Source organism: uncultured Slackia sp. (genome assembly GCF_944321625.1).
In the GTDB taxonomy this organism is placed as follows: Bacteria; Actinomycetota; Coriobacteriia; order Coriobacteriales; family Eggerthellaceae; genus Slackia.
The window spans coordinates 71,044-91,914 of record NZ_CALUMA010000029.1 but is presented as its reverse complement, the minus strand read 5'-3'; the positions used below and the strand labels follow the sequence as shown (position 1 = coordinate 91,914).

The 20,871-nt window shown below is 59.8% G+C and carries 15 protein-coding genes and 1 tRNA gene; 11 read left to right on the top strand and 5 right to left on the bottom strand.

The window, feature by feature from the left end; genetic code table 11:
* Positions 1–5: 5 nt before the first annotated feature.
* Both Q0J60_RS02945 and Q0J60_RS02940 read right to left on the bottom strand, forming a co-directional pair.
* Positions 6–1,148, bottom strand: coding sequence for a DUF1648 domain-containing protein (locus Q0J60_RS02945; protein ID WP_294438750.1), 1,143 nt, complete (start codon positions 1,146–1,148; stop codon positions 6–8).
* A 5-nt stretch (positions 1,149–1,153) separates the two neighbouring features.
* The gene (locus Q0J60_RS02940; protein WP_294438741.1) at positions 1,154–1,678 is read right to left on the bottom strand and encodes a GntR family transcriptional regulator; all 525 of its coding nucleotides are present in this window, start codon (positions 1,676–1,678) and stop codon (positions 1,154–1,156) included.
* A 326-nt stretch (positions 1,679–2,004) separates the two neighbouring features.
* Here Q0J60_RS02940 and amrA point away from each other — a divergent pair, with 326 nt between their 5' ends.
* Complete coding sequence (amrA, locus tag Q0J60_RS02935) at positions 2,005–3,456, top strand: AmmeMemoRadiSam system protein A (protein ID WP_294438740.1); 1,452 nt, start codon at positions 2,005–2,007, stop codon at positions 3,454–3,456.
* A gap of 124 nt (positions 3,457–3,580) precedes the next feature.
* Positions 3,581–4,459: an AmmeMemoRadiSam system radical SAM enzyme gene (gene amrS / locus Q0J60_RS02930; protein WP_294438739.1), complete on the top strand. Its 879-nt coding sequence runs from the start codon at positions 3,581–3,583 to the stop codon at positions 4,457–4,459.
* 55 nt (positions 4,460–4,514) lie between these two features.
* Here the strand turns inward: amrS and Q0J60_RS02925 are convergent, their stop codons facing one another.
* From Q0J60_RS02925 to Q0J60_RS02915, 3 genes are all read right to left on the bottom strand, one after another.
* The gene (locus tag Q0J60_RS02925; protein ID WP_294438738.1) at positions 4,515–5,714 is read right to left on the bottom strand and encodes an MFS transporter; all 1,200 of its coding nucleotides are present in this window, start codon (positions 5,712–5,714) and stop codon (positions 4,515–4,517) included.
* A gap of 3 nt (positions 5,715–5,717) precedes the next feature.
* Complete coding sequence (locus Q0J60_RS02920; protein ID WP_294438737.1) at positions 5,718–6,140, bottom strand: universal stress protein; 423 nt, start codon at positions 6,138–6,140, stop codon at positions 5,718–5,720.
* 579 nt (positions 6,141–6,719) lie between these two features.
* Positions 6,720–7,970 (bottom strand): Bcr/CflA family efflux MFS transporter, encoded by a 1,251-nt coding sequence (locus tag Q0J60_RS02915; protein WP_294438736.1) that lies wholly within the window; start codon positions 7,968–7,970, stop codon positions 6,720–6,722.
* 598 nt (positions 7,971–8,568) lie between these two features.
* Between Q0J60_RS02915 and Q0J60_RS02910 the strand changes: the two genes are divergently transcribed.
* The 9 genes from Q0J60_RS02910 to Q0J60_RS02870 all read left to right on the top strand — a co-directional run bounded on the left by Q0J60_RS02910 (position 8,569) and on the right by Q0J60_RS02870 (position 20,442).
* Positions 8,569–8,645 (top strand) — tRNA-Arg (locus Q0J60_RS02910).
* 156 nt (positions 8,646–8,801) lie between these two features.
* Positions 8,802–10,151, top strand: a complete 1,350-nt coding sequence (locus Q0J60_RS02905; protein ID WP_294438735.1) for a magnesium transporter — start codon at positions 8,802–8,804, stop codon at positions 10,149–10,151.
* Complete coding sequence (locus Q0J60_RS02900) at positions 10,151–11,542, top strand: Nramp family divalent metal transporter (RefSeq protein WP_294438734.1); 1,392 nt, start codon at positions 10,151–10,153, stop codon at positions 11,540–11,542. Before Q0J60_RS02905 ends, Q0J60_RS02900 begins: the two co-directional genes overlap by 1 nt.
* A 464-nt stretch (positions 11,543–12,006) precedes the next feature.
* Entirely contained in the window at positions 12,007–13,119 is a 1,113-nt protein-coding gene (gene serC / locus Q0J60_RS02895) for a 3-phosphoserine/phosphohydroxythreonine transaminase (RefSeq protein ID WP_294438733.1), read from the top strand.
* 154 nt (positions 13,120–13,273) lie between these two features.
* Positions 13,274–14,437, top strand: coding sequence for a phosphoglycerate dehydrogenase (locus tag Q0J60_RS02890; protein WP_294438732.1), 1,164 nt, complete (start codon positions 13,274–13,276; stop codon positions 14,435–14,437).
* A gap of 253 nt (positions 14,438–14,690) precedes the next feature.
* Positions 14,691–15,965, top strand: a complete 1,275-nt coding sequence (locus Q0J60_RS02885) for a DUF1015 domain-containing protein (RefSeq protein WP_294438731.1) — start codon at positions 14,691–14,693, stop codon at positions 15,963–15,965.
* Positions 15,966–16,142: 177 nt separating this feature from the next.
* The gene (locus Q0J60_RS02880) at positions 16,143–17,585 is read left to right on the top strand and encodes a citrate synthase (RefSeq protein ID WP_294438730.1); all 1,443 of its coding nucleotides are present in this window, start codon (positions 16,143–16,145) and stop codon (positions 17,583–17,585) included.
* A gap of 179 nt (positions 17,586–17,764) precedes the next feature.
* Positions 17,765–18,919 (top strand): pyridoxal phosphate-dependent aminotransferase, encoded by a 1,155-nt coding sequence (locus Q0J60_RS02875; RefSeq protein WP_294438729.1) that lies wholly within the window; start codon positions 17,765–17,767, stop codon positions 18,917–18,919.
* Positions 18,920–19,440: 521 nt separating this feature from the next.
* On the top strand, positions 19,441–20,442 hold the full coding sequence (locus Q0J60_RS02870; RefSeq protein ID WP_294438728.1) for a hypothetical protein: 1,002 nt from the start codon (positions 19,441–19,443) through the stop codon (positions 20,440–20,442).
* The last annotated feature ends 429 nt before the right edge of the window (positions 20,443–20,871 follow it).

Here is a 20,871-nt window from a genome sequence, read left to right as displayed (position 1 = left end):
ATTGCCTACACCAGCATGCTCACGGCCACGATAAACGCGATGGTGAGCACCGGGACTCCCAGCATGAGCGCCCAGGCAGCTGGGCGGGCGAAGTTCATCGTCCAGCCGATGCCGAATCGCTCGGGTACGATGAAGCTTGCGTCGTCAGGGTTGAAGTAGAACACGCCAAGCTTCCAGTGCTCGTCTTCGTCGGCGAGCAGGGCATCTTCATCCTGTATCCTCTTGAACATGCGCGACCCCGCCTGGCCGTACACCACCGAAAGCGCAATGGCGCCGATGACCACGGGGATGCATAAGACCATGATGATGACGCCGGTCTGCCCCAATCCGATGAACCCGGCGGAGGAAAGCAGGAAGAGAACGCCGATGCCGCCGCTCATGAGCACGCCTACAACCAGCAGATATACGCTTTGCGCGCGGGCGAACATACCGTATGCCAGCGCCGAGGTGGCGGGCGCGCCGGGGTCGGTCGGGCGCTTCGACCGCAGGATCATCCAGTGGCACAGCGTGAGGCACGCCGCCATGAACAGCTCGAAAACAATGGGGAACCCGATGGCGCTGCCGAGCGTTTTCGGCGCCCAATCATTCACGTTGCCGGCGAAATCGGCGTGCATGGGAAGCATGTCAGGCATGGCGGGGTACAACGCCAGACCAAACGCGAGAGTTCCCACGATGACGGGGATGTAAAGCAGGTTCCATTGCAGGGGCAATGCTTGAGACTGATCCGTCTCGACAATGGTTGCGATGGCTTGTTGCGCCTGGGCAGTCCACCCCTCTGCGCGCTTGATGTCTACGACACGCCTGCGGTTGCGCAGCATGAGCGCAAACGAAATAACGATAGGAATGAACAGGGCCGCACACTCCAATGCGATGCCGATGGCGGCCGGCTTGCCGTCCGACTGCGCTGATCCTTGAATCAGGAATACGCCGGCCACCAGCGCCGCAATGGAGGAAACCGCGGTAACCACGACCATGATTGTCGCGTAACGCTTCTTGAGTGCGATGAGACGCGGGTCGTGCTGCGCCGATGGCGGCACCGTCACGGCAAAGCACTCATTGCGGCGCATGAGGTACGGCGTGAATGCAAGGAGCAGCCCCGTTGCCAGCGCAAGGGCGACGAACATACCCACGGTTGCGACAGCGATCATATCGCTCACACCCCCTGCGGTGTTACGCCGAGGGCGTTCGATATGCCGCGAGCTTCTTGCGGACCCCTTTCTTTAAGGGGATTTCCGTTGGCATTGCGCCCCGATACACGCATATCACGACGGGTGCCCACCACGCCGGGGTCTGCGAACGCGCGATCGGCCTGCGATTTTGCTTCTTTCAAAAACTCTTCTTCGGTGCCGCCCTGCGCGCAGTGTTCAAGGGCAAGCTGATAGAGGGTTCCCGCGAGCCGTTCGGCCTGGGCGGCTTTTTTCTCGGGGCTTGCTACCTGCTGGAAGTCGGCTACCACGGCGCCCGCTCGGCCGCGCATGAACAGGTAACCTTCGTCGCGCAGCACCGCATATGCCTTGTTCACGGTATGCAGATTGATGCCTAAGTCGCTTGCAAGGGCACGCACGCTGGGCAGTCTATCGCCTGGAAGAAGCTCGCCGCGCCCGATAGCGGCAACAATCTGATCGCGAATCTGCTGATACACCGGGTCGGGCGACATTTGGTCTATGCGAAGGATCATGGCATCCTCCTTTGGGTTAAACATTAAATGTTATAGAGCATATATAACATTTAATGACGGGCGGTACAAGAGCGTTCATTCGAAAGCATATGTAAGACTGCGTTCAGGAAGGGAGTCCTCTCTATTCTCTCAACCGCCGTCCAAGCGATGCCGTGAGGCATCATCAAGAGGGTGAATGTCTTACGCGCACCACGATGTGCTTGCGCGAACGGCGCCAGGGGATTAAGGTTGAATCAGTTCGTGTTGCGCTTGGACGCGACACGCATTGAGGCGCGATGCGCCACCGTGGGCGCGTCGTCGTGTTCGCCGCAGAGGAGATGATTGCCATGTCCGTTCTTGCTGCTTTTGCCGTTCCCCATCCCCCGCTGATTGTGCCCGGAGTGGGCCATGGCCGCGAATCGGGAATCTCGGCAACCGTCGAGGCATATCGCGAGGTCGGTCGGCGCATTGCTGCACTCGCACCCGAAACCATCGTGATTTCGAGCCCGCATTCCACGGCCTATCTCGACTACCTGCATATTTCGGGCGGTCCAGGTGCTTCGGGCACGTTTGCGCAGTTCGGTGACACGCGAGACGGAAGCGTCGTCGAGTATGACGAAGGATTCGTGCATGTGCTGTGCGATGCCGCCGATGCTGAAGGGGTGGCAGCGGGAACCGCGGGTGAACGCACGCCTGATCTTGATTGGGGCGTGCTCGTGCCGCTCCATTTCGTGCAAGAGGCGTATGAAAAGGCGCGCGCAGCAGGCGAGAACCCTGCGCCGTACCGCGTGGTGCGCATCGGGCTTTCGGGTCTTTCTCCGCTTGAACATTATCGTTTAGGGATGTTGGTGCAGCGGGTTGCCGAAAAGCTGAACCGTCGTGCGGTGTATATCGCATCGGGCGATTTGTCGCACAAGCTGACCGAGGATGGCCCCTACGGCTTTGCGCCCGACGGCCCCGTGCTCGACGACTATGCCTGCCGGGCGTTTGAGGCCGGAGATTTCCTCGCTCTGCTCACGGCGGATGCCGGCATGTGCGAGCGTGCGGCGGAATGCGGATTGTGTTCGTTCCAGATCATGGCCGGCGCGCTTGACCGTACGCCGGTGGACGCGGAGCTGCTTTCGTATGAAGGGCCGTTCGGCGTGGGGTATGGCGTGGCGGCGTTCACGCCCACGGGGCCGGCGGGCTCCGATTCTGCGCGAGCGTTTGGCGAACAGTATGAAGCATGGCGCATGCGGGAGATGGAAGACCGTCGTGCAGACGAAAGCCCTTGGGTGCGTTTGGCTCGGTTCTCGCTCGAAAGCTACGTGCGCGACGGCAGGCACGTGCGCGGCGCTAGGGATTTGCCTGATGATCTGGCCGCGGCGTTGCCTGAAGAACTGTTCTCCATGCAAGCGGGCGCGTTCGTTTCCCTCAAGAAAGACGGCCATTTGCGTGGCTGTATTGGAACCATTTTGCCCACGCGGCATTCGCTGGCGGAGGAGATATGCGCCAATGCGATTTCGGCCGGATGCCGCGATCCGCGATTCAATCCGGTTGAGCCGGATGAACTTGATGACCTGGTGTATGACGTGGATGTGCTGTCGGAGCCGGAGGATATCGCAGGGCCGGAAGCGCTCGACCCCAAACGCTACGGTGTCATCGTGAGCTGCGGCGGGCGTCGCGGTCTGCTGCTCCCCGACCTTGACGGGGTGGATACCGTGGAGGAGCAGGTGCGCATCGCCGCGCAAAAGGGTGGCATCGACCCGACCGAGCCCGGCGTGACCTATCAGCGATTCACCGTCACGCGACACGTGTGATGCAACGGCGCTGTGGCTCCGTTTCGGTTTCTGGAAAGCTGCTCGAGCGCGCCGCTTGATGCGTGTCGCCTGTGCCGGCGCAATCATCCGGCCGCCGCGCTGCGCATGTATATAAGGGGTTCTCATGGTGGAAGAGCAAAACCGCATCGTTTGCGAGACCTGTCCGCATCACTGCCGACTTGTGGAGGGCGCTCGTGGCGTGTGTCGCGCCTGTATCAACGACGGCGGGAGTATTGTGCCCGAAAACTACGGACGGCTGACCTCTCTGGCGCTCGACCCTATCGAGAAAAAGCCGCTCGCGCGCTTCATGCCCGGCACCTTCGTGGTATCGGTGGGTAGCTACGGTTGCAACCTGCGCTGCCCTTTCTGCCAGAACGCCGAAATTTCCCAAGCGGGGGCGAGTGATGTTCCATGGCGCAGCGTCAGCCCCGAAGAACTCGTGTCGCTTACATGCGAGGCGCGTTCGCGCGATCCCCGCGTGGTGGGTATTGCCTATACCTATAATGAACCGCTTGTGGGCTGGGAGTATGCGCGTGATTGCGCGCGGATTGCCCATAAGGAAGGCTTGGTTAACGTATTGGTGTCCAACGGATGCGTTGAGCTTTGCGTGATTGACGAGCTCACTGGCTTAATCGACGCGGCGAATATCGACCTCAAGGGGTTCACCGATGCGTTCTACGATGCGTGCGCGGCGGGGCGGGGAGCGCTCGAATGCGTAAAACGCACCATTGAACGCCTTGCCGCCGACCCGTCATGTCATCTCGAAGTGACCACCCTCGTTGTGCCGGGTATGAATGATTCTGAAGCTGAGATAGATGCCGCCGCCCGCTGGCTCGCCGGCCTTGATGGCGGGCGCGGTGCCGAGACGCTGACCTACCACGTCACGCGGTTCTTTCCCCAATGGAGCATGACCGACCGCGCCGCCACGCCGGTGCAGGATGTTCACCGTTTGGCCGATGTAGCGCGGCGGCACCTAAACCACGTATATATAGGTAATTGCTGATAGCACGCGAATTACAACGGATTGCGCTTCGACGCAACGGTGTGGGATGCTGCCGCTATGCCCGCTTCGTCTTGACCTGGCCTTTCGCGATGACCACGAGGTAGAACACCATCGCGATACCGATAAGCCCTGCCATGGCAAGGTACACGCCGCTGTAGCCAACCAGGGGCACGAACGCGCCCAACAGAACCGGACCCAGTCCGACGCCGCCGTCCATCAGCACGTAGTACGTGGAGTTCGCCAGGCTGATGCGACGTACCGACGCCTTCTGCAGCGCGATGGTCAGGCCGCACGACTGCAGCGTGCCGATACCCGCGCCCAAAAGCGCCGCGCCCAGCAGCAGAATTGCGCCGTTGAAGGCGAGTCCCACCGCCGCCATACCTACAATCGCCAGCACGAAAGCGGGAATCATGACCACATTGGCGCCGCGTCGGTCGAAAATCTTGCCTGTGAACAGGCGAGATATAAACATCGTGATTGCGTATGCCACAAAGAAGAAACTCGCCGCGGTCTGGATGCCAACCTGCTCGGCGTACGACGAGAGGAACGTCAAAATGCTCGCGTAGCCAAAGAACACCAGGCATGCCACGATGCCGATGGGAATGGCCGTGGGCTCGATGAAGTCTCGCAGATGCGCCGCGCCGCCTGAGAACGGCTTGCGCTCCTCGCGAGGCGGCTTGAACCACAGGAGGCTCGCCAGGCAGATGAACGCGATCGCCAGGCACACCGCGAACAGCCCGCGGATTCCCACCGCCTGCGAAATCGCCATGCCCATGAACGGCCCGATTGCGGTGCCCAGCGTGTTGCTCAGCATGAAGTAGCCCACGCCTTCGCCCTTGCATTCCTCCGGGATGATTGAGGTCACGATGGTGCTTACGGCAATCGAGGCCGCGCCGTACGATATGCCATGCAGGATACGGATAACGAACAAGAACGCCAACCCCAGGTCAAGGAAGTACAGCGCCGACATCACACATTCTGCCACCACTGCGATCACGAGCATGCGTCGACGTCCGATGGAATCCAGGATGCCGCCGCCCACCAGGCGCGCGATGAGGGCGCCCACGATGAAGATGCTGGCGACCAGGCCCGCGAACGAAGCCGGTGCGCCGTATTCCTCCATCGCGTAGTCCGCCGTAATGACCATGAGAGCGAAATAATTCGCCATGATGAGGAAGTTGATGCCCGCTCCGATGATGAAATCGCGGGTCCAAAGCTTCGGTTTGGGTTTCGTCTGTGCGTCGGTCTGTGCCATGGTCTATGCGTGCATCCCTTCTTTGGCGATGAGCACGGCGCATTTCTCGGAGCGCTGCACTACCGCGTAGCTCACGCTTCCCAAGTAACCCTTGGCGCCGCCTACGCCACGACTACCCATGACAATCAGGTCGCATTCGTTGTCCGCCGCGCAAGAAAGAAGCAGGTCAGCAGGGGAATCGCCGCGCAGAAGCTCCACGCGGGTGGGGTTGGGCACCTGTGCCAGCTGCTTCTCGAGGTCGTCGGCCAGCGCCTCGGCCTGGCGGATGATGCTGTCCTGTGCGGCGCCGGCGCCGTATACCTTGAGAATGTGTGCGGCAAGGATTTCGATATCCTGATCCTGCTTGGCCACGTCGACCGCTAGCTTGAGCGCGTTCTTCGAAGCCGCCGACCCGTCATACGCCAAAAGAATCCTTTTGCACCACATGATTTGCCTCCTCCAAGCCAAGCACCTCGCGCGGCGAGGCGCTTCTTCGTCATGCGGCAGATGATACTCCTTTGTGACGCGACGTGATGCATCTTGTTGAGCGTGTCCGCTGCTTCTACTATCGCTACTAGGGAAGCGTATTGGTCCAGCTGCGCTTCCGGGCATGGGGCTCGCGTATAAAAACAGCCTTATTGGCTAACTTTTTGACCCCTTGGTATAAAAACGGCTTTATTTGCGTGGTCGCCTTGGCGCAATCAAGCAAGAAATCTGCTTTGCGCACGATACGGGTTGTTACGACCTGGTGTTTTACATAGAACGTCATAGAGATGCTTCAATGGCAGCCCGATCAACCACGCAAATAAAGCCGTTTTTATACCGACCACGCAATTTCTTAGCCAATAAGGCTGTTTTTATACCGGTCGGGGCTGTACTAGGAGCAGGGTGTATCGTTCGTGGCTGCATTAGGGATGGGACGCTCCGTCCGCGGATGTGTGTCGGCAGCATACCGCGACAATCGTTGTCGCTCATCTCATGCGCGGTCACGCCGCCCATGGTGCTTTCGGCAGCTGTCTATCAAATCTATAGTGGCTTGACCGGGGCTTCGTCTTTTACGCAGACCAGGGGGATGCGGCTGCGCAGAAGCGCGATCCAACCTATCAGACTTACCAGCATGAAGCCCGCCATCAATGCGCCCACGCCGAACACGTAGGTAGGCCACGGCAGCGCCGCCAGCACCATACCAAAGCTGCCGATGCACGTGCGGATGCAGTTCATGAGTGCCGACGCGCTGCCGGCATCGTGCGCGTTTTGTTCCAGCAGGATGTTCATGCTGTACGGGCGCGTGCACGATTCCGCCAGCGCGAACACGATGAAGATGATGCAGAACGCATAAGGGCTTGTGCCGCCGACGAGCATCTCGGCCACACCGGTGAGCACCGCAAGCGCAATCATGATGGTGGTGAAACGGCGCACCGACACGCGTCGCGACACGGCGATCCAGATGAGCGGACCGGCGGCGGTCACGATGGCAGCCACGGCGAAGAACGCGCTGTATCCCGCCTCGCCTACGGCGAAGAAATCAACATAGATATAAGAGCCGACCGCGATATACCCCATGAACCCAACTTCAAACAGGCTCGTTATCAGGAGGAATGCCATAAATCCTGGATTTTTGCCCACCACAGCAAGCTGCCCGATGGTTTGCGTGAGGCCTCCGGTGTAGCGGTCGCTCGCGTCGAGCGTTTCCTGGAAGAGAAACGCCAGCACCAGGCACAGCGCGCCCACCACAGTGAGAATCCAGAACGTCATGCGCCAGTCGGCAATCGCCAACACGCCTGCTCCAATGACGGGCGCGGCGGCGGGACCCACCACGAACAGCACCTGGATGATAGAGAGGATGCGTTCGCGCTGCTTCACCTCGAACGAATCCTTGACCGCGGCAGTGCACACGGCGCTGATGGAGCCTGCGCCCAGCGCCTCTACGATGCGTGCGGCAATCAGGAATTCGATGCTCATAGCCGCCGCGCACGCCGCCGACCCCGCGACGTACAGCACGATGCCCAGCAGCAGCACGGGACGGCGTCCGAATTTGTCGCTCATCGGGCCAAACACGAGCATGCCCAGCGCAAAGAAGAAGTAATATCCCACAAGCGTCATGTTCACCATGCCGGCGTCGGTGCCGAAATATTCGGCCATGTGTGGCACCGCGGGCGTGTACATATCCAGCGAAAGCGGCGTGATGACCGACGAAATGACCAGCAGAATGATGAGCCCAGCCGCCCCAAGTCGAGGCTGCGGTTTCACGAGCCATGTTGAGATGGTGCCAGTCATGGGGTCCTTTCCTTGTGTAACGTTGCGCTGCCCGATGCGACGTTGCGTTGCCCGGTTACCCGCTGCGGAGCAGACGGTCAATTTGTTTCATGCATAACGTTCGCTATTCTAGCGCAGGCGTTCAAGAGGCTGTGTTGAGGAAAGGTATTTTGCTTTAGCAAAACGCCAGAGGGCGATCGATGCTTGCTTGGGAAGAGGCCAAGAGTTCAATACTTAACTTAAATGCTGTTCGGGGTTCAATACTTGCTTCTGGTGAAGTTGGTTTACGAATAGAGCAAGTATTGAACGGTGATTCGCGTTTCTATGCGTTTACTGGTGATAATGAAGGAAATAATGCCAGGTCAAAAGCTAGTGCTCCGGAGCCAATCAACACTTTTGACTGTCGAAGGGTTCAATACTCGATTTATTCGTAAATCAACTGCATTTGCTTCGAGTATTGAACTCTGGGAGACAATCGTTGCGGTTTTATGTCGGCGATATTGCGGTCGCATGTGCGATGCCTATGGCTCTTGCGGGTCAAAAAACTTTTCGGAAACTTGAAAAAAGTTCTTGCATCGCCTTAGGGTCGGCGTTATTATTATCGAGCTGCATTTGAGATGCGCCGTTACCTCAGCTGGATAGAGGGACTGACTACGAATCAGTACGTCGGGGGTTCGAATCCCTCACGGCGCACCATTTTTCTTCTTGAAGATGCAGTCGCAGCGCCTCGGGCGCTTTTTTTATTTGTCCGAAGAAAGGTCAGACTTGAAGGTTCGAAAACACATCATCCGTTAACGACCTTCGCCTGGGGCTTCTGCCGCGGCGCTGGTCGTCGCGCGCGAAAGGAAGCCCATGTTCTACCTCTCCAGCATGCTGGGCCGGCCGGTGTATGATTCCGCCGGCGAAAAACTCGGAGTTGTATCCGACCTCGCCATTTCCACCGGCGAAGTATTCCCCCGCATCACGTCGCTCGCCTTCAAGGGGCCGGGCCGCACCCCGTTCATGATCAGTTGGCGCAAATACGTCGCCGACTTCACCGAAGATTCGGTCACGCTCAACACCGAGTCCTACAACATCCGCTTCAGCTATCTCCAGCCTACCGAGGTCCTGCTTGCGCGCGATCTGCTCGACCAACAGATCGTGGACACGCAGGGAATGAAGATCGTGCGCGTGAACGACCTCAAGCTTTCGCCTTCGGGCACGCAGCTGCGCCTGTTGGGCGCCGAGGTGGGCATCCGCGGCATCCTGCGCCAGCTTCATCCGCTGCTCGAGCGCGTGGTGGTGGGCGTATCGGGCCTGTTCCAGAAGAAGATCGACGAGAAGATCATCGCGTGGAACTACATGGACCTGCTCGACCGCGACCTGTCCAAGGTGAAGCTTTCCGTCACGCATAAGCGTCTGGACGAGTTGCATCCCGCTGATGTGGCAGACATTTTGGAGCAGCTTGATCCCAAGCAGCGCGCCGAGGTTTTCAAGCATCTGGATGAGGCCCGCAGCGCCGAGGTTATCGCCGAGTTGGAGGATGACGTTCAGGCCGAAACGCTGGACGACCTGGACGATCGCCAGGTGTCCAACATGCTGGGTCAGATGGATCCCGACGATGCAGCCGACATCATCCGCGACCTTCCGTACGAGAAGGCCGAGACGTTGTTGCGCCTGATGGGCGTGGAAGACGCCGCCGAGATTCGCAGCCTGCTGGGCTATCGCGAAGACACCGCGGGCGGCATGATGACCACCCAGTACGTGGCCATGAGCGAAGACTCCACCGTGATGGAAACCATCGAAGTGCTGCGCGGCTTGGATGAGGATTTCCCCACCGTGCACTTCGTGTACGTGCTCGAGGAAGACACCGAGAAGCTGGTGGGCGTGTTGTCTATGCGCACGCTGCTTCTGGCGCACCGCGACCAGCAGCTCCACGAAATCATGTACGACGAGATGCTCACTCTTTCTCCCGACGATCCCGAGGAAGAAGTGGCCGAAGACATCGCCAAGTACGATATGGTGGCTTTGCCCGTTGTGGATGAATCCGGTCGCATGCTGGGCCTGGTCACGGTCGATGACGCCCTGGATGTTATCGAGGAAAGCACCGAGAGCGAGAAGACCACCAACCTGTGGCTCAAGATTCTGGTGGGCGTGCTGTGTGGCCTGGCGTTCCTCGCGGTGTACACCGCCGTGCTCCTGCGCGTTGTGGGGGCCGTGTAATGGTTATCAGGAAGAATGCTTCATACGACGAGGTGATGCAAGCGGCCGCCGAGGGCGACCGCGATGCGCAGAAGATCGTGCGCGAGGGTGCGCAGGCACGCGAGGCCGAAGGTACGCATGAGGGCACGCTTGCCGCTTCCGCGACCGACGAACCCAAAAAGCGCCCGAAAGCCCTGCTCATCCTGGCAGCCATGGGTCCCGGCGTGGTGAGCGCCATGGCCGGTAACGACGCCGGCGGCATTTCAACATACTCCACCGCGGGCGCCAACTTCGGATACGGCACGCTGTGGGTCATTCCCGTCATGTGCATTCTGCTGCTGGTGGTGCAGACCACCGCCGCGCGCATGGGCGCCGTCACGGGCAAGGGCTTTTCCGCGCTGATCCGCGAGCGCTTTGGCATTCGCCTGACCACGCTTGCCATGTGCGCGCTGCTGGTGGGCAACGTTGCCACCACGTTCTCGGAGTTCGCCGGCATCGCCAGCGGCATGGAGCTGTTCCACGTTCCCACCTGGGTGAGCGTGCCGTGCGCCGCGCTGGTGGTGTGGCTTTTGGTTGTCAAGGGCAGCTACAAAAGCGTCGAGAAGATTTTTCTGGCGGTATCGCTGGTGTTCGTCACCTATGTGGTGGCGGCGTTTTTGGTGGGGCCCGACTGGGGGCAGGTTGCGCACGACACTGTGGTGCTGCACGTGCCCGCCGACCCGAGCTTCGTGTCGCTGGTCATTGCTATGATCGGTACCACCATCGCGCCGTGGATGATGTTCTTCACGCAGAGCAACGTGGTGGACAAGGGCGTCACCGACGACCCCGAGGAAATGATGCTGCAGAAGGTGGACGCCTGCACGGGCACCATCGTCGCGTGCCTGGTGGCGTGGTTCATCATCGTGTGCACGGGGTCGGTGCTTTACCCGCAGGGTATCGCCGTTGATTCCGCGGCCGCTGCGGCGAGCGCTCTGGCGCCCATCGCTGGCGATTACGCGCAGGTGCTGTTCGCGGCGGGTCTGACCGCGGCGAGCTTCTTGGCCGCGTGCGTGCTGCCGCTGACCACGTCGTTCGTGATTTGCGAGGCGTTCGGCTGGGAGGCCGGCATGGACTTCACCTGGAAAGAAGCGCCCATGTTCAAAGGCATCTTCACGGGTGTCATCGTGATTGCGGCCGTGGTGGTGCTGATTCCCGGGCTCAACTTGATGGGTGTCATGCTTACCGCGCAGTTCATCAACGGCATCATTCTGCCTATTCTGCTGGCGTTCATGGCGCTGATCGCCGCCGACAAGCGCATCATGGGCGTGCACAAGAGCGGCCCCGTGGGCAAAGTGATCATCTGGGCCACCGTAGGCGTGGTGGCGATTCTCACCGTAGCGCTGCTCGTAATGCAAGCGCTGGGGATTGGGTAATGTCAAAGGGGGAGGAGGAAAGGGATGTTTCCTTTTCCTCCTCCCCCTTTGGAACCCCCTCCTCCTTTTTCTCGCTCCAGGGCGCATCGGAAACCGGCCAATCGGGACTTCATTGCCCATCGGGTGGGCATTGCTTTTATTCGCTCGCGGTTTGCAAGCCGGGGCGAGGTTGGAACACCACCAGGTACCGCTTCTCAACTTTTTCGCTCTATTGTAATAAAGTGGACGTGAATCTTACGATTTGACGTTACAATGGACAGACCCGCTTGCAAGGCGGGTCTTTTCGTAATGACGATCGGCTGAGCGTTGCTGAAGCGACATGGGTCGCTTTCGTCGCGAGATGCAGGTGTTGCGGCTGCGAAACGGAGTGTTCTGGTTGCGGCGCGGACATCGTTTCACGGCGCTGCGACGTTCCGGTATGTGATGCAAAGCGTTCTCGAGATGTGCGAAGGAGGATAGGCGCCATGACAAGAGTGTATAACTTCTCGGCGGGACCTGCGGTTTTGCCGAAAGCCGTGCTGCGCGAAGCGGCCGATGAGATGCTGGACTACCAGGGGTGCGGCATGTCCGTCATGGAAATGAGCCATCGCTCCTCCGCGTTCAAGAGCATCATCCAGGAGGCCGAGCAGGACCTGCGCGACCTCGCGGGCATTCCCGATAACTATCGCGTGCTGTTCCTCCAGGGCGGCGGATCCACCCAGTTCGCCATGGTGCCCATGAATTTGATGCGCGGCGCAGCCGGTAATCCGGGCCACGCTGATTACATCGTGAGCGGCACCTGGTCCAAGAAGGCCCTCGCCGAGGCGCAGCGTTTTGGCGACGCGCGCTGCATTGCCACCTCGGCCGACACGAACTTCGACCGCGTGCCCGATATGGCGAACATCCAGGTCAACGCCGATGCCGACTACCTGTATATATGTATGAACGAAACGGTGAACGGTAACGTGCTGCGCGAGCTGCCCGACGCGCAGGGCAAGCCGCTTGTGGCCGATATGTCGTCGTGCTTCCTCTCCGAGCCCATTGACGTCGAACGATACGGCCTCATCTTTGCCGGCGCTCAAAAAAACGTGGGGCCTGCGGGCGTGACCATCGTCATCGTTCGCGACGACCTGATTTCCGATACCGATCTTCCCGGCGTGCCCACCATGATGCAGTACCGCACGCACGCGGATGCGGGCAGCCTCTACAACACGCCGCCGTGCTACGCCATCTACATCTGCGGCAAGGTGTTCAAGTGGCTGAAAGCGCAGGGCGGCCTTGCCGGTATGCAAAAGGTCAACCAGGCGAAAGCCCAGGTGCTCTACGAATATATCGACAAAAGCGAACTTTTCCGCGGCTTCGTGCGCCCTCAGGACCGTTCGCTCATGAACGTCACCTTCACCGCCGGCGAGGCGCTTGACGGCGAATTCGTCGCAGCGGCCAAGGCGGCCGGCTTCGAAAACCTCAAGGGCCACCGCAGCGTAGGCGGTCTTCGTGCCAGCATCTACAATGCCATGCCCATCGGAGGAGTCCAAGCGCTCGTCGAATTCATGCGCGAATTCGAAGCGCAGCATTCGTGTTCATCACAGTCTATGTAGGGGGAGCGCGGCGCGCCATCGCTGTCGCTCCTCGCGTCGTACCCTCGCGTGCGTCGCGGCTCCCCCGCCTCTCAACGCCGTCGCCACGCGGCGTTTTCTGTTTGACCATGTGCATTACCCAGGTTGTCCATCCAGAAATACGAGGAGATTCACCATGCGATACATCAAGACCATCGACGACATCACCAAAGACGGCCAGGTCACCTTCGGCGAAGGCTACGAGTTTGTGGACGAAGCGGCGCAGGCCGACGCCATTCTCATGCGTTCCACCGACCTGCACGGCTACGACCTGCCCGAAAGCATTCGCGCTATCGCGCGCTGCGGCGCGGGCGTGAACAACATCCCTGTGGAAGATTACGCCAAGCGTGGCGTGGTGGTGTTCAATTCGCCCGGCGCCAATTCCAACGCCGTGAAGGAAATCGTCATCGCCATGATGGTGCTTTCGAGCCGCGGCGCCCTGCAGTCCATGCGCTGGGTGCGCGAAAACGCCGACGATCCCGATATCTACGTGCATGCCGAGAAGGCCAAGAAGGCGTTTGTCGGCCACGAGCTCAAGGGCAAGCGCGTGGGCGTGGTCGGTCTGGGCAACGTGGGGTCCAAGGTTGCCAACGCGTGCGTTCAGCTGGGCATGGATGTGTATGGCTACGACCCGTTCATCTCGGTCGAGCACGCGTGGGCGCTCTCGCAGGAGGTGCAGCGCGTGGCCACGCTCGAGGATTTGTGCCGCGGCTGCGATTACCTGACCGTTCACGTGCCGTCCAAGGCCGACACCATCCGTATGATTGGCGCGAAGCAGATCGATATGCTGGCGCCTGGCGCCGTGCTCATCAACTTCTCGCGCGAGACCATCGTGAACGAAGATGCCGTGGATGCGGCGTTGCGCGAGGGCAAGCTTTCGTGGTTTGCAACCGACTTCGCCACGCCCAAGACGGTGAAGATGCCCAACACGTTTGTGACCACGCATCACGGCGCCGGCACGCTGGAGGCCGAGGCTAACTGCGCCGACATGGCAATCTCCGAGCTCAAGGATTACCTGGAGAACGGCAATATCGCCAACTCGGTGAACTACCCCACGTGCTCCATGGGCAAGGCGCGCGCCGCAAGCCGCATCGCCTGCCTGCACGCCAACGTGCCCAACATGATCGGCCAGATTACCGCTTTGCTGGCAAAGGATAACGCCAACGTGCAGCGCATGGTTAACGAAAGCGCCGGTGAAAACGCCTACACCATGTTCGATACCGACGAGCATCTGGACGACGCGACCATCGAGGAGCTCAAGCGGATCCCCTCGATCTACCGCGTGCGCGTGATTAAGTAGTGATTCCGTCGGCTTGCCAGCCGACGGAACAGCTCGACGCTGCGCGGCATTCTGGCGGTCTGCGCCCTCTCGGGCACGGAAGCGAGGAACTAAACAGGCCACTGGCCTGTTTACTGTCGCTCACGTACACAGTACGCTTCGCTCCTCGTTCAAGGCAACTCAACTCGCCAGAATGCCGCTCGCTGACTTTTCGGCGACCTGTAAAAAGCGTTTTACTCCGCGGTTCCGCGGCGGGATTCGGAAAGGACTCATCATGATTATCAGACCGTTCGCGGCGATTCGTCCTCGTGAGGATGTGGCGGCGCAGGTGGCGGCGTTGCCGTATGACGTGTACGACCGTGCCGAAGCGCGACATGCGGTTGAGGGCAAGCCGCTGTCGTTTCTGAACATCGACCGACCCGAGACGCAATTCGCGCCCGACGCCGACATGTATGCTCCCGAGGTTTACGCCAAGGCACGTGAGCTGTTCGACGCGCGGCTGGCGGACGGCACGTTTGTGCGCGAGGAGTCGCCGTGCTTTTATCTGTACGAGTTAGAGATGGACGGGCGCGTTCAGACGGGCATCGTGGCGTGCTGCCTCATCGACGATTATCTGAACGGCACCATCAAAAAGCACGAGAATACGCTCGAGGCCAAAGAGCGCGACCGCATCAACCACATCGATGCGCTGGACGCGCAGACGGGTCCGATTTTCCTTGCGTATCGCGATAATGACCAGGTGACAGAGCTGGTGGCGCAGGCGCGTACGCGGGAGCCGCTGTATGACTTCGTCGCCGATGACGGCGTGGCGCATCGCGTGTGGCGTATTGATGCGCGTGCTGACGTAGAAGCGCTTGCCCAGGCGTTCGCCCAGGTACCGGCGGCGTATGTGGCCGATGGGCATCATCGTACTGCATCGGCCGTGAAGGTGGGGCTCGCCCGCCGTGCCGCCAATCCTGACTTCGATGGGTCCGAGCAGTTCAATGGCTTTCTGTCGGTGCTGTTCCCCGCGAGCGACCTGGCGATTCTTCCTTATAACCGCGTGGTACATGACCTCAATGGCCTTACGGTTGACGAGTTTTTGGCTCGCATTCAAGAGGCGTTTGAGGTCCTGCATAAGCAGTCGCAGCCGCTCGAGCCGGTGGATAAGGGCGCCGTGGGCATGTGTCTGAACGGCGAGTGGTACGGCCTGGGCGTGTTGCCAGAGTTCGAAAGCGGCGATCCCGTGGCGGGCCTCGACGTGTCCATTCTGCAGGAGCGCGTGCTAGGGCCGGTGCTGGGAATCGACGACCCGCGTACCAACCCACGCATCGAATTCGTGGGCGGCATCCGCGGCCTGCATGCGCTCGAGCATCGCGTGATGCTTGCCGATGAGGCGGCGCGCGAAGCCGGCACGCTGGAAGAGCAGGGTCCCGCAGTCGCGTTCGCCATGTTTCCCACGTCGATTGAGGAACTTCTTGCCGTGGCCGATGCGGGTCTTCTCATGCCGCCTAAGAGCACCTGGTTCGAACCCAAGTTGCGCAGCGGCCTGTTCATCCATCAGATTTAGCACGCGACCCATAAGGGTTCCGGCAGGCGCTCGGAGCTCCTATGGGTATCGCGATGTCACGCGCTGTTTTCCGTAACAACTTTGTCACAGGCCGATTTCGCTGTTTCCAAGGCGAGCGCTATCGCGTACTATAGTGCCCGTGCCTTGAAGGGATTCATGCATAACGAAAGGGTTTCTATGAATACATCCGCTCCCATCGAGCGGACGGCCGCCAATGCCGTCGCTCAAACCGGCCTGTCCGATCCCGACAACCTTGCCGCCGACCCCGCTGTGGTGGCCGCGGACATCAAGCGATCGCTTCCTCTTTACACCGATCTGTCACGCATCCATTCGATCGACCCGTGCTATTTCAAGGCGTACGACATCAAGCGCGGCTTGCGCAACGCCGACGGCACCGGCGTGGTTGTGGGCGTGACCAATATCTCCAACGTTCACGGCTATGTAGTATCCGAGGGTGATAAAATCCCTGATGAGGGGCGTTTGTCGTATCGCGGATACAGCATCAATGACCTGGTTGACCATGTGGTCGAGGAGGGTCGTTTCGGCTTTGAGGAAACGGCATACCTGCTGATGGCGGGCGAGCTTCCCACGGCGGAGCAGCTGGCTGCATTCCGCAAACTGCTGGACGCCGCGCGCAACCTGCCCGACGGTTTCACCGCCAACTACATCATGAAGCCCCCCACGCGCGACATCATGAACGCCATGGCGCGCTCGGTGCTGCAGCTGTACGCGTTCGACCCGCACGCCGAGGACCGCACCTTCGAGCACGAGGTCGATGCGGCCATCATGCTGCTGTCGCGCCTGCCGCGCATCATGGTGCTGTCGTACCACGTGATGCGCGACAAGTTCTTCGGCGACTCGATGTTCATCCATCATTACATTCCTGGCCAGACCACGGCGGAGACCATCCTGTCCATGCTGCGCCCCGACCGCTCGTTCACCTCGGAAGAGGCGCATCTGCTCGACCTGATGCTCATGCTTCATGCCGAGCACGGCGGCGGCAACAATTCCACGTTCACCTGCCGTTGCCTGACCAGCTCCGATACCGATCCGTACTCGGCGTACGCGGGCGCTATCGGAAGCCTGAAGGGCGCGCGCCACGGCGGCGCGAACAACCGCACGCTCAACATGACCGACGACATCAAGGCCCACGTGGCTGACATCACGGACGAGGGCCAGGTGGCCGATTATCTGCGCAAGATCGTGCGCAAGGAGGCCTATGACCAGACCGGCCTGATTTATGGCATGGGGCACGCGGTGTACACCAAGAGCGATCCGCGCGCGAAGCTGTGCCACAAGTACGCCGAGCGCGTGGTCGCCGGCACCGAGTTCGAGCCTGATTTCCGCCTGCTTGAGATCATCGAGCGGATGGCGCCGGTGCTGCTGGCCGAGGCGGGCAAGAGCAAGGATATCTGCGCGAACGTGGACCTGTACAGCGGCTGCGTGTACACGGCGCTGGGCATTCCGCGTGATTTGCTGACGCCGATTTTCGCCTGCGCTCGCATGGCGGGTTGGAGCGCGCATCGCTTCGAGGAGATCGTGTCCAGCAAGCGCATCATGCGTCCGGCCTACAAAAAGACCGGTCACGCGCGCGACTACGTGCCCATGGGGGATCGATAGTCGAGCGGCCATCTGCTGGCTTATTCTGCTCTCGGCGGTATAATCGGCCTTTGAGCAACAACGAAGTCCGTCGCGACCATGCGGCGGACTTCTGGTATTCAACGCTGTGTGCGACGTCGCGTATGTGCAGGTATGCGCGTCGCGCCAGCGCTGCGTGACCAAGGATGATTGGAGTCAGCATGTCTCTTACGCTTAATTCGACCCTTGCCGCCCTTAAGCCTTCGGGTATCCGTCGTTTCTCAGCGATGGCAAAGGCCACGCCCGGATGCATTTCGCTCACGCTGGGCGAGCCGGACGGCAATACCGACGAAACGGTAAAAGCTCAGGTGACAGCTGATCTTGCTGCTAATCTGACGCATTATCCCGCCAACAACGGCCAGCCGTATCTGCGCGAGGCGATTGCCGCCCATATGCGCGACGTCCGCGGGTTGGGCGCGCTTGGCTACACGCCTGACGAGGTGGTCGTGACCAACGGCGCCACGGAGGCTTTGTGCGCGACGCTCGGCGCCATGCTCAACCCGGGTGACGAGGTCATCATCCCCACGCCCGCCTACATCTTGTATGAATCCATCACGATTCTGAATAGCGCCACGCCGGTGTATCTGGACACGTGCCCGACCGGCTTCCAGATCACGCGCGAGGCGCTGGCGGCTGTCGCGAGCGAGCGCACCAAGGCGATAATTATCACGTCGCCCAACAATCCCACGGGTTGCGTTCTGAACGCGGATAGCCTCGATGCCGTGGCAGACTTCGCGGTCGAGCATGATGTGTTTGTCATCTGCGACGATGTATATGGCCGTCTGGTGTATGCGGATGGGTTCCAAAGCTTTGCCGCGCGTCATCCCGAGCTGCGCGACCGCATCGTGGTGTGCGATAGTTTTTCCAAGCCGTACGCGATGACAGGCTGGCGCCTGGGCTGGATCGCCGCCGATGCGTGGTTCGTCGCACAGGCCGCGAAGGTTCATCAGTACATGGTGTCGTCGGTGCCGTCGTTTGTGCAGCATGCGGCAGTGGCGGCGCTTGAATCCGATATTGAGCCGGCTCTTGAGATGTATCGCGAGCGCCGTGACCTGGTGCTTCGCCGACTCGATGAGATTGGGCTGCCCGTGAATCGTCCCGATGGCGCCTTTTATGTGTTCCCGTCCATCGAGCAATTTGGCCTGTCGTCCGAGGAATTCTGCGAGCGCCTGATCAGGGAGGCCGGTGTGGCGCTGGTGCCGGGCTCATTGTTCGGGGCTGAGGGCCACGTGCGTCTGTCGTACTGCTGCTCGATGGAGGATATCGCCGAAGGCCTCAACCGCCTTGAGTCGTTCGTGCGCAAGCTGGAGGCGTAGCTTCGACGTGATGACGCGCGAAGGGTGCGAGGCGAAGAGCCGCTCGCATGCAGGCTGCTGCTGCAACTCCGCCCGTGGCATCAGGAGTGCGGCATCTAGAGTGTGGCACCAAGAGTCGACCTTCGGGGGGGGGTCGACTCTTTCGTTTTGTCCCCGACCTTGGGTGTGTTTCTGTTGCCCCCCTTCGTTCATGCTGCGTCATGTTTGGCGTTTTCTTGAGGAATGCCCCTTTGTTGGCCGTGGCCCAACGCATCCATCGCGCGCCGCGCAACACTTGACGATGCCGTGAAAACCCATGCCGCCAAACCCATGCTGTGAGAACTCACGTCATCGAGCGCTGCGAGAACTCGCGTCATCGGGTCCGTGACTCATCGAACTCGTGACGCGAGAACCCAGGCCGCCGGATCACGGTGTCCTTCCTTGCCGGATGGGAGTTCGGCCAGCTGGTCATTCTTGCTAGATGCGCATTCGTCATCTGCATCCGAGGAGAAGCACAGAAACACAATTTAGGAGCACCCGCCATGCCAATTTGCCTCAGCCACCAATCCGCACTCGAATACCTTAGGGCAAGTGACGAGCGCGACCCTCATCTGCTATCGGCTCCCCGAACTGGAAAAATAGAAGGCACCACGATAGCGAATGCGGAGGAAGCCCTTGCTGAGGCTTCGCTCCAATTTTTCCTCGAACGACCGGTCCATCTTCTTGTTGCCAGCGATAAGAACACCTCAGGAACAGCTGGGGTGGTGCGTCATGTCAACACATCGCCTCTTCCACGGCGCGCCGTTATTCAGGCAATGCCCAGCTTGTTCGTCGCCGCGCCGGAGTTTGTTTTTCTTCAAATGGCGAGCCTCCTCTCGGAAGCCGACGCAATATTGCTTGGCTTTGAGCTATGCGGGTCGTATGTTCCTGACGTCCACGACATGAGGGGGTTTCGCATAAGAGACCCTCTGACCAATATGAGACGTATAGGTGCATTTCTAAATGGGTGTTCAGGACAGCGGGGTGTGCATATGGCGCGAAAAGCCCTTGCGCATGTAGTTGACGGCTCAGCATCGCCTATGGAAACCGCCATGGCCGTAATGCTGACTTTTCCAACGCGTTTGGGTGGGATGGGCTTTGAGCGACCTGAGCTGAACAAGGAAATCGTCACGGAAGCGGGCGTGCGCAAGATTGACCTCTTATGGCCGAGGCTGAAGTTCGGGTTGGAGTATAACGGCAGGCCATACCATGCGGGCGAGCAGGCGCACGAACGCGATGAGCGCAGAAAGAACGCCATCCTTGCTTCGGGCGTGGAGCTTATGACCGTCTATTACAAAGATATAGCTCAGTCTTTTTATTTCGATCAACTAGTGAGCCGTATTTGTAAAGCAACCCATCAGCGACGTAGGGTTAGGGTGAAGGACTTCAAATTTCGACAAAGCCTTTTACGCGCGAAAGTGTTGCCTGCCTTACGAAGCTCCGAGTCTTGGATGGCATCTCCTCGTGAGAATGGAGGGGTTGACTGCCTACGGTGTGCCGATTGATTCATTGCGGATGTCTGGGGTTTCAATGCCCCATTTAATGAGTGCAACTTGGTTTGATGGGCAGCGTATTGGATTGGCTGTTTGATCAAGGGGCGCGCATGCGCGGACAAGTAGGACATAGTTGAATTGCGAGATTGCGAGTGGTCAAAAAACCAACCGAATGGGCGGCGTGTATGTTCGATTTGGCGCGCATGGTCAAATATGCATCGAATGGGCGAATATGACGTTTGCGAGTGGCGGTTTGAGGGGTTGAAGCCACACCAATATGCAACCTGGTGGCTTATTGTGTGCGAAATTCACAATGTTGTTCTTGTTGCAGACACGTTGGGTTGCTAATTTTATGACTGGGGGAATCGTGAAAGTTGGGAAATCGCCCATTCGATTAGTTTTTGACCTCAAGGAACGACTCCAATGCGTTGCTCGCCCAGA

What these genes read in the sequence shown, in the direction of transcription:
- Q0J60_RS02945 (WP_294438750.1), bottom strand. Translation starts at nt 1,148, where the DNA reads ATGATCGCTGTCGCAACCGTGGGTATGTTCGTCGCCCTTGCGCTGGCA.
- Q0J60_RS02940 (WP_294438741.1), bottom strand. Translation starts at nt 1,678, where the DNA reads ATGATCCTTCGCATAGACCAAATGTCGCCCGACCCGGTGTATCAGCAG.
- amrA (WP_294438740.1), top strand. Translation starts at nt 2,005, where the DNA reads ATGTCCGTTCTTGCTGCTTTTGCCGTTCCCCATCCCCCGCTGATTGTG.
- amrS (WP_294438739.1), top strand. Translation starts at nt 3,581, where the DNA reads ATGGTGGAAGAGCAAAACCGCATCGTTTGCGAGACCTGTCCGCATCAC.
- Q0J60_RS02925 (WP_294438738.1), bottom strand. Translation starts at nt 5,714, where the DNA reads ATGGCACAGACCGACGCACAGACGAAACCCAAACCGAAGCTTTGGACC.
- Q0J60_RS02920 (WP_294438737.1), bottom strand. Translation starts at nt 6,140, where the DNA reads ATGTGGTGCAAAAGGATTCTTTTGGCGTATGACGGGTCGGCGGCTTCG.
- Q0J60_RS02915 (WP_294438736.1), bottom strand. Translation starts at nt 7,970, where the DNA reads ATGACTGGCACCATCTCAACATGGCTCGTGAAACCGCAGCCTCGACTT.
- Q0J60_RS02905 (WP_294438735.1), top strand. Translation starts at nt 8,802, where the DNA reads ATGTTCTACCTCTCCAGCATGCTGGGCCGGCCGGTGTATGATTCCGCC.
- Q0J60_RS02900 (WP_294438734.1), top strand. Translation starts at nt 10,151, where the DNA reads ATGGTTATCAGGAAGAATGCTTCATACGACGAGGTGATGCAAGCGGCC.
- serC (WP_294438733.1), top strand. Translation starts at nt 12,007, where the DNA reads ATGACAAGAGTGTATAACTTCTCGGCGGGACCTGCGGTTTTGCCGAAA.
- Q0J60_RS02890 (WP_294438732.1), top strand. Translation starts at nt 13,274, where the DNA reads ATGCGATACATCAAGACCATCGACGACATCACCAAAGACGGCCAGGTC.
- Q0J60_RS02885 (WP_294438731.1), top strand. Translation starts at nt 14,691, where the DNA reads ATGATTATCAGACCGTTCGCGGCGATTCGTCCTCGTGAGGATGTGGCG.
- Q0J60_RS02880 (WP_294438730.1), top strand. Translation starts at nt 16,143, where the DNA reads ATGAATACATCCGCTCCCATCGAGCGGACGGCCGCCAATGCCGTCGCT.
- Q0J60_RS02875 (WP_294438729.1), top strand. Translation starts at nt 17,765, where the DNA reads ATGTCTCTTACGCTTAATTCGACCCTTGCCGCCCTTAAGCCTTCGGGT.
- Q0J60_RS02870 (WP_294438728.1), top strand. Translation starts at nt 19,441, where the DNA reads ATGCCAATTTGCCTCAGCCACCAATCCGCACTCGAATACCTTAGGGCA.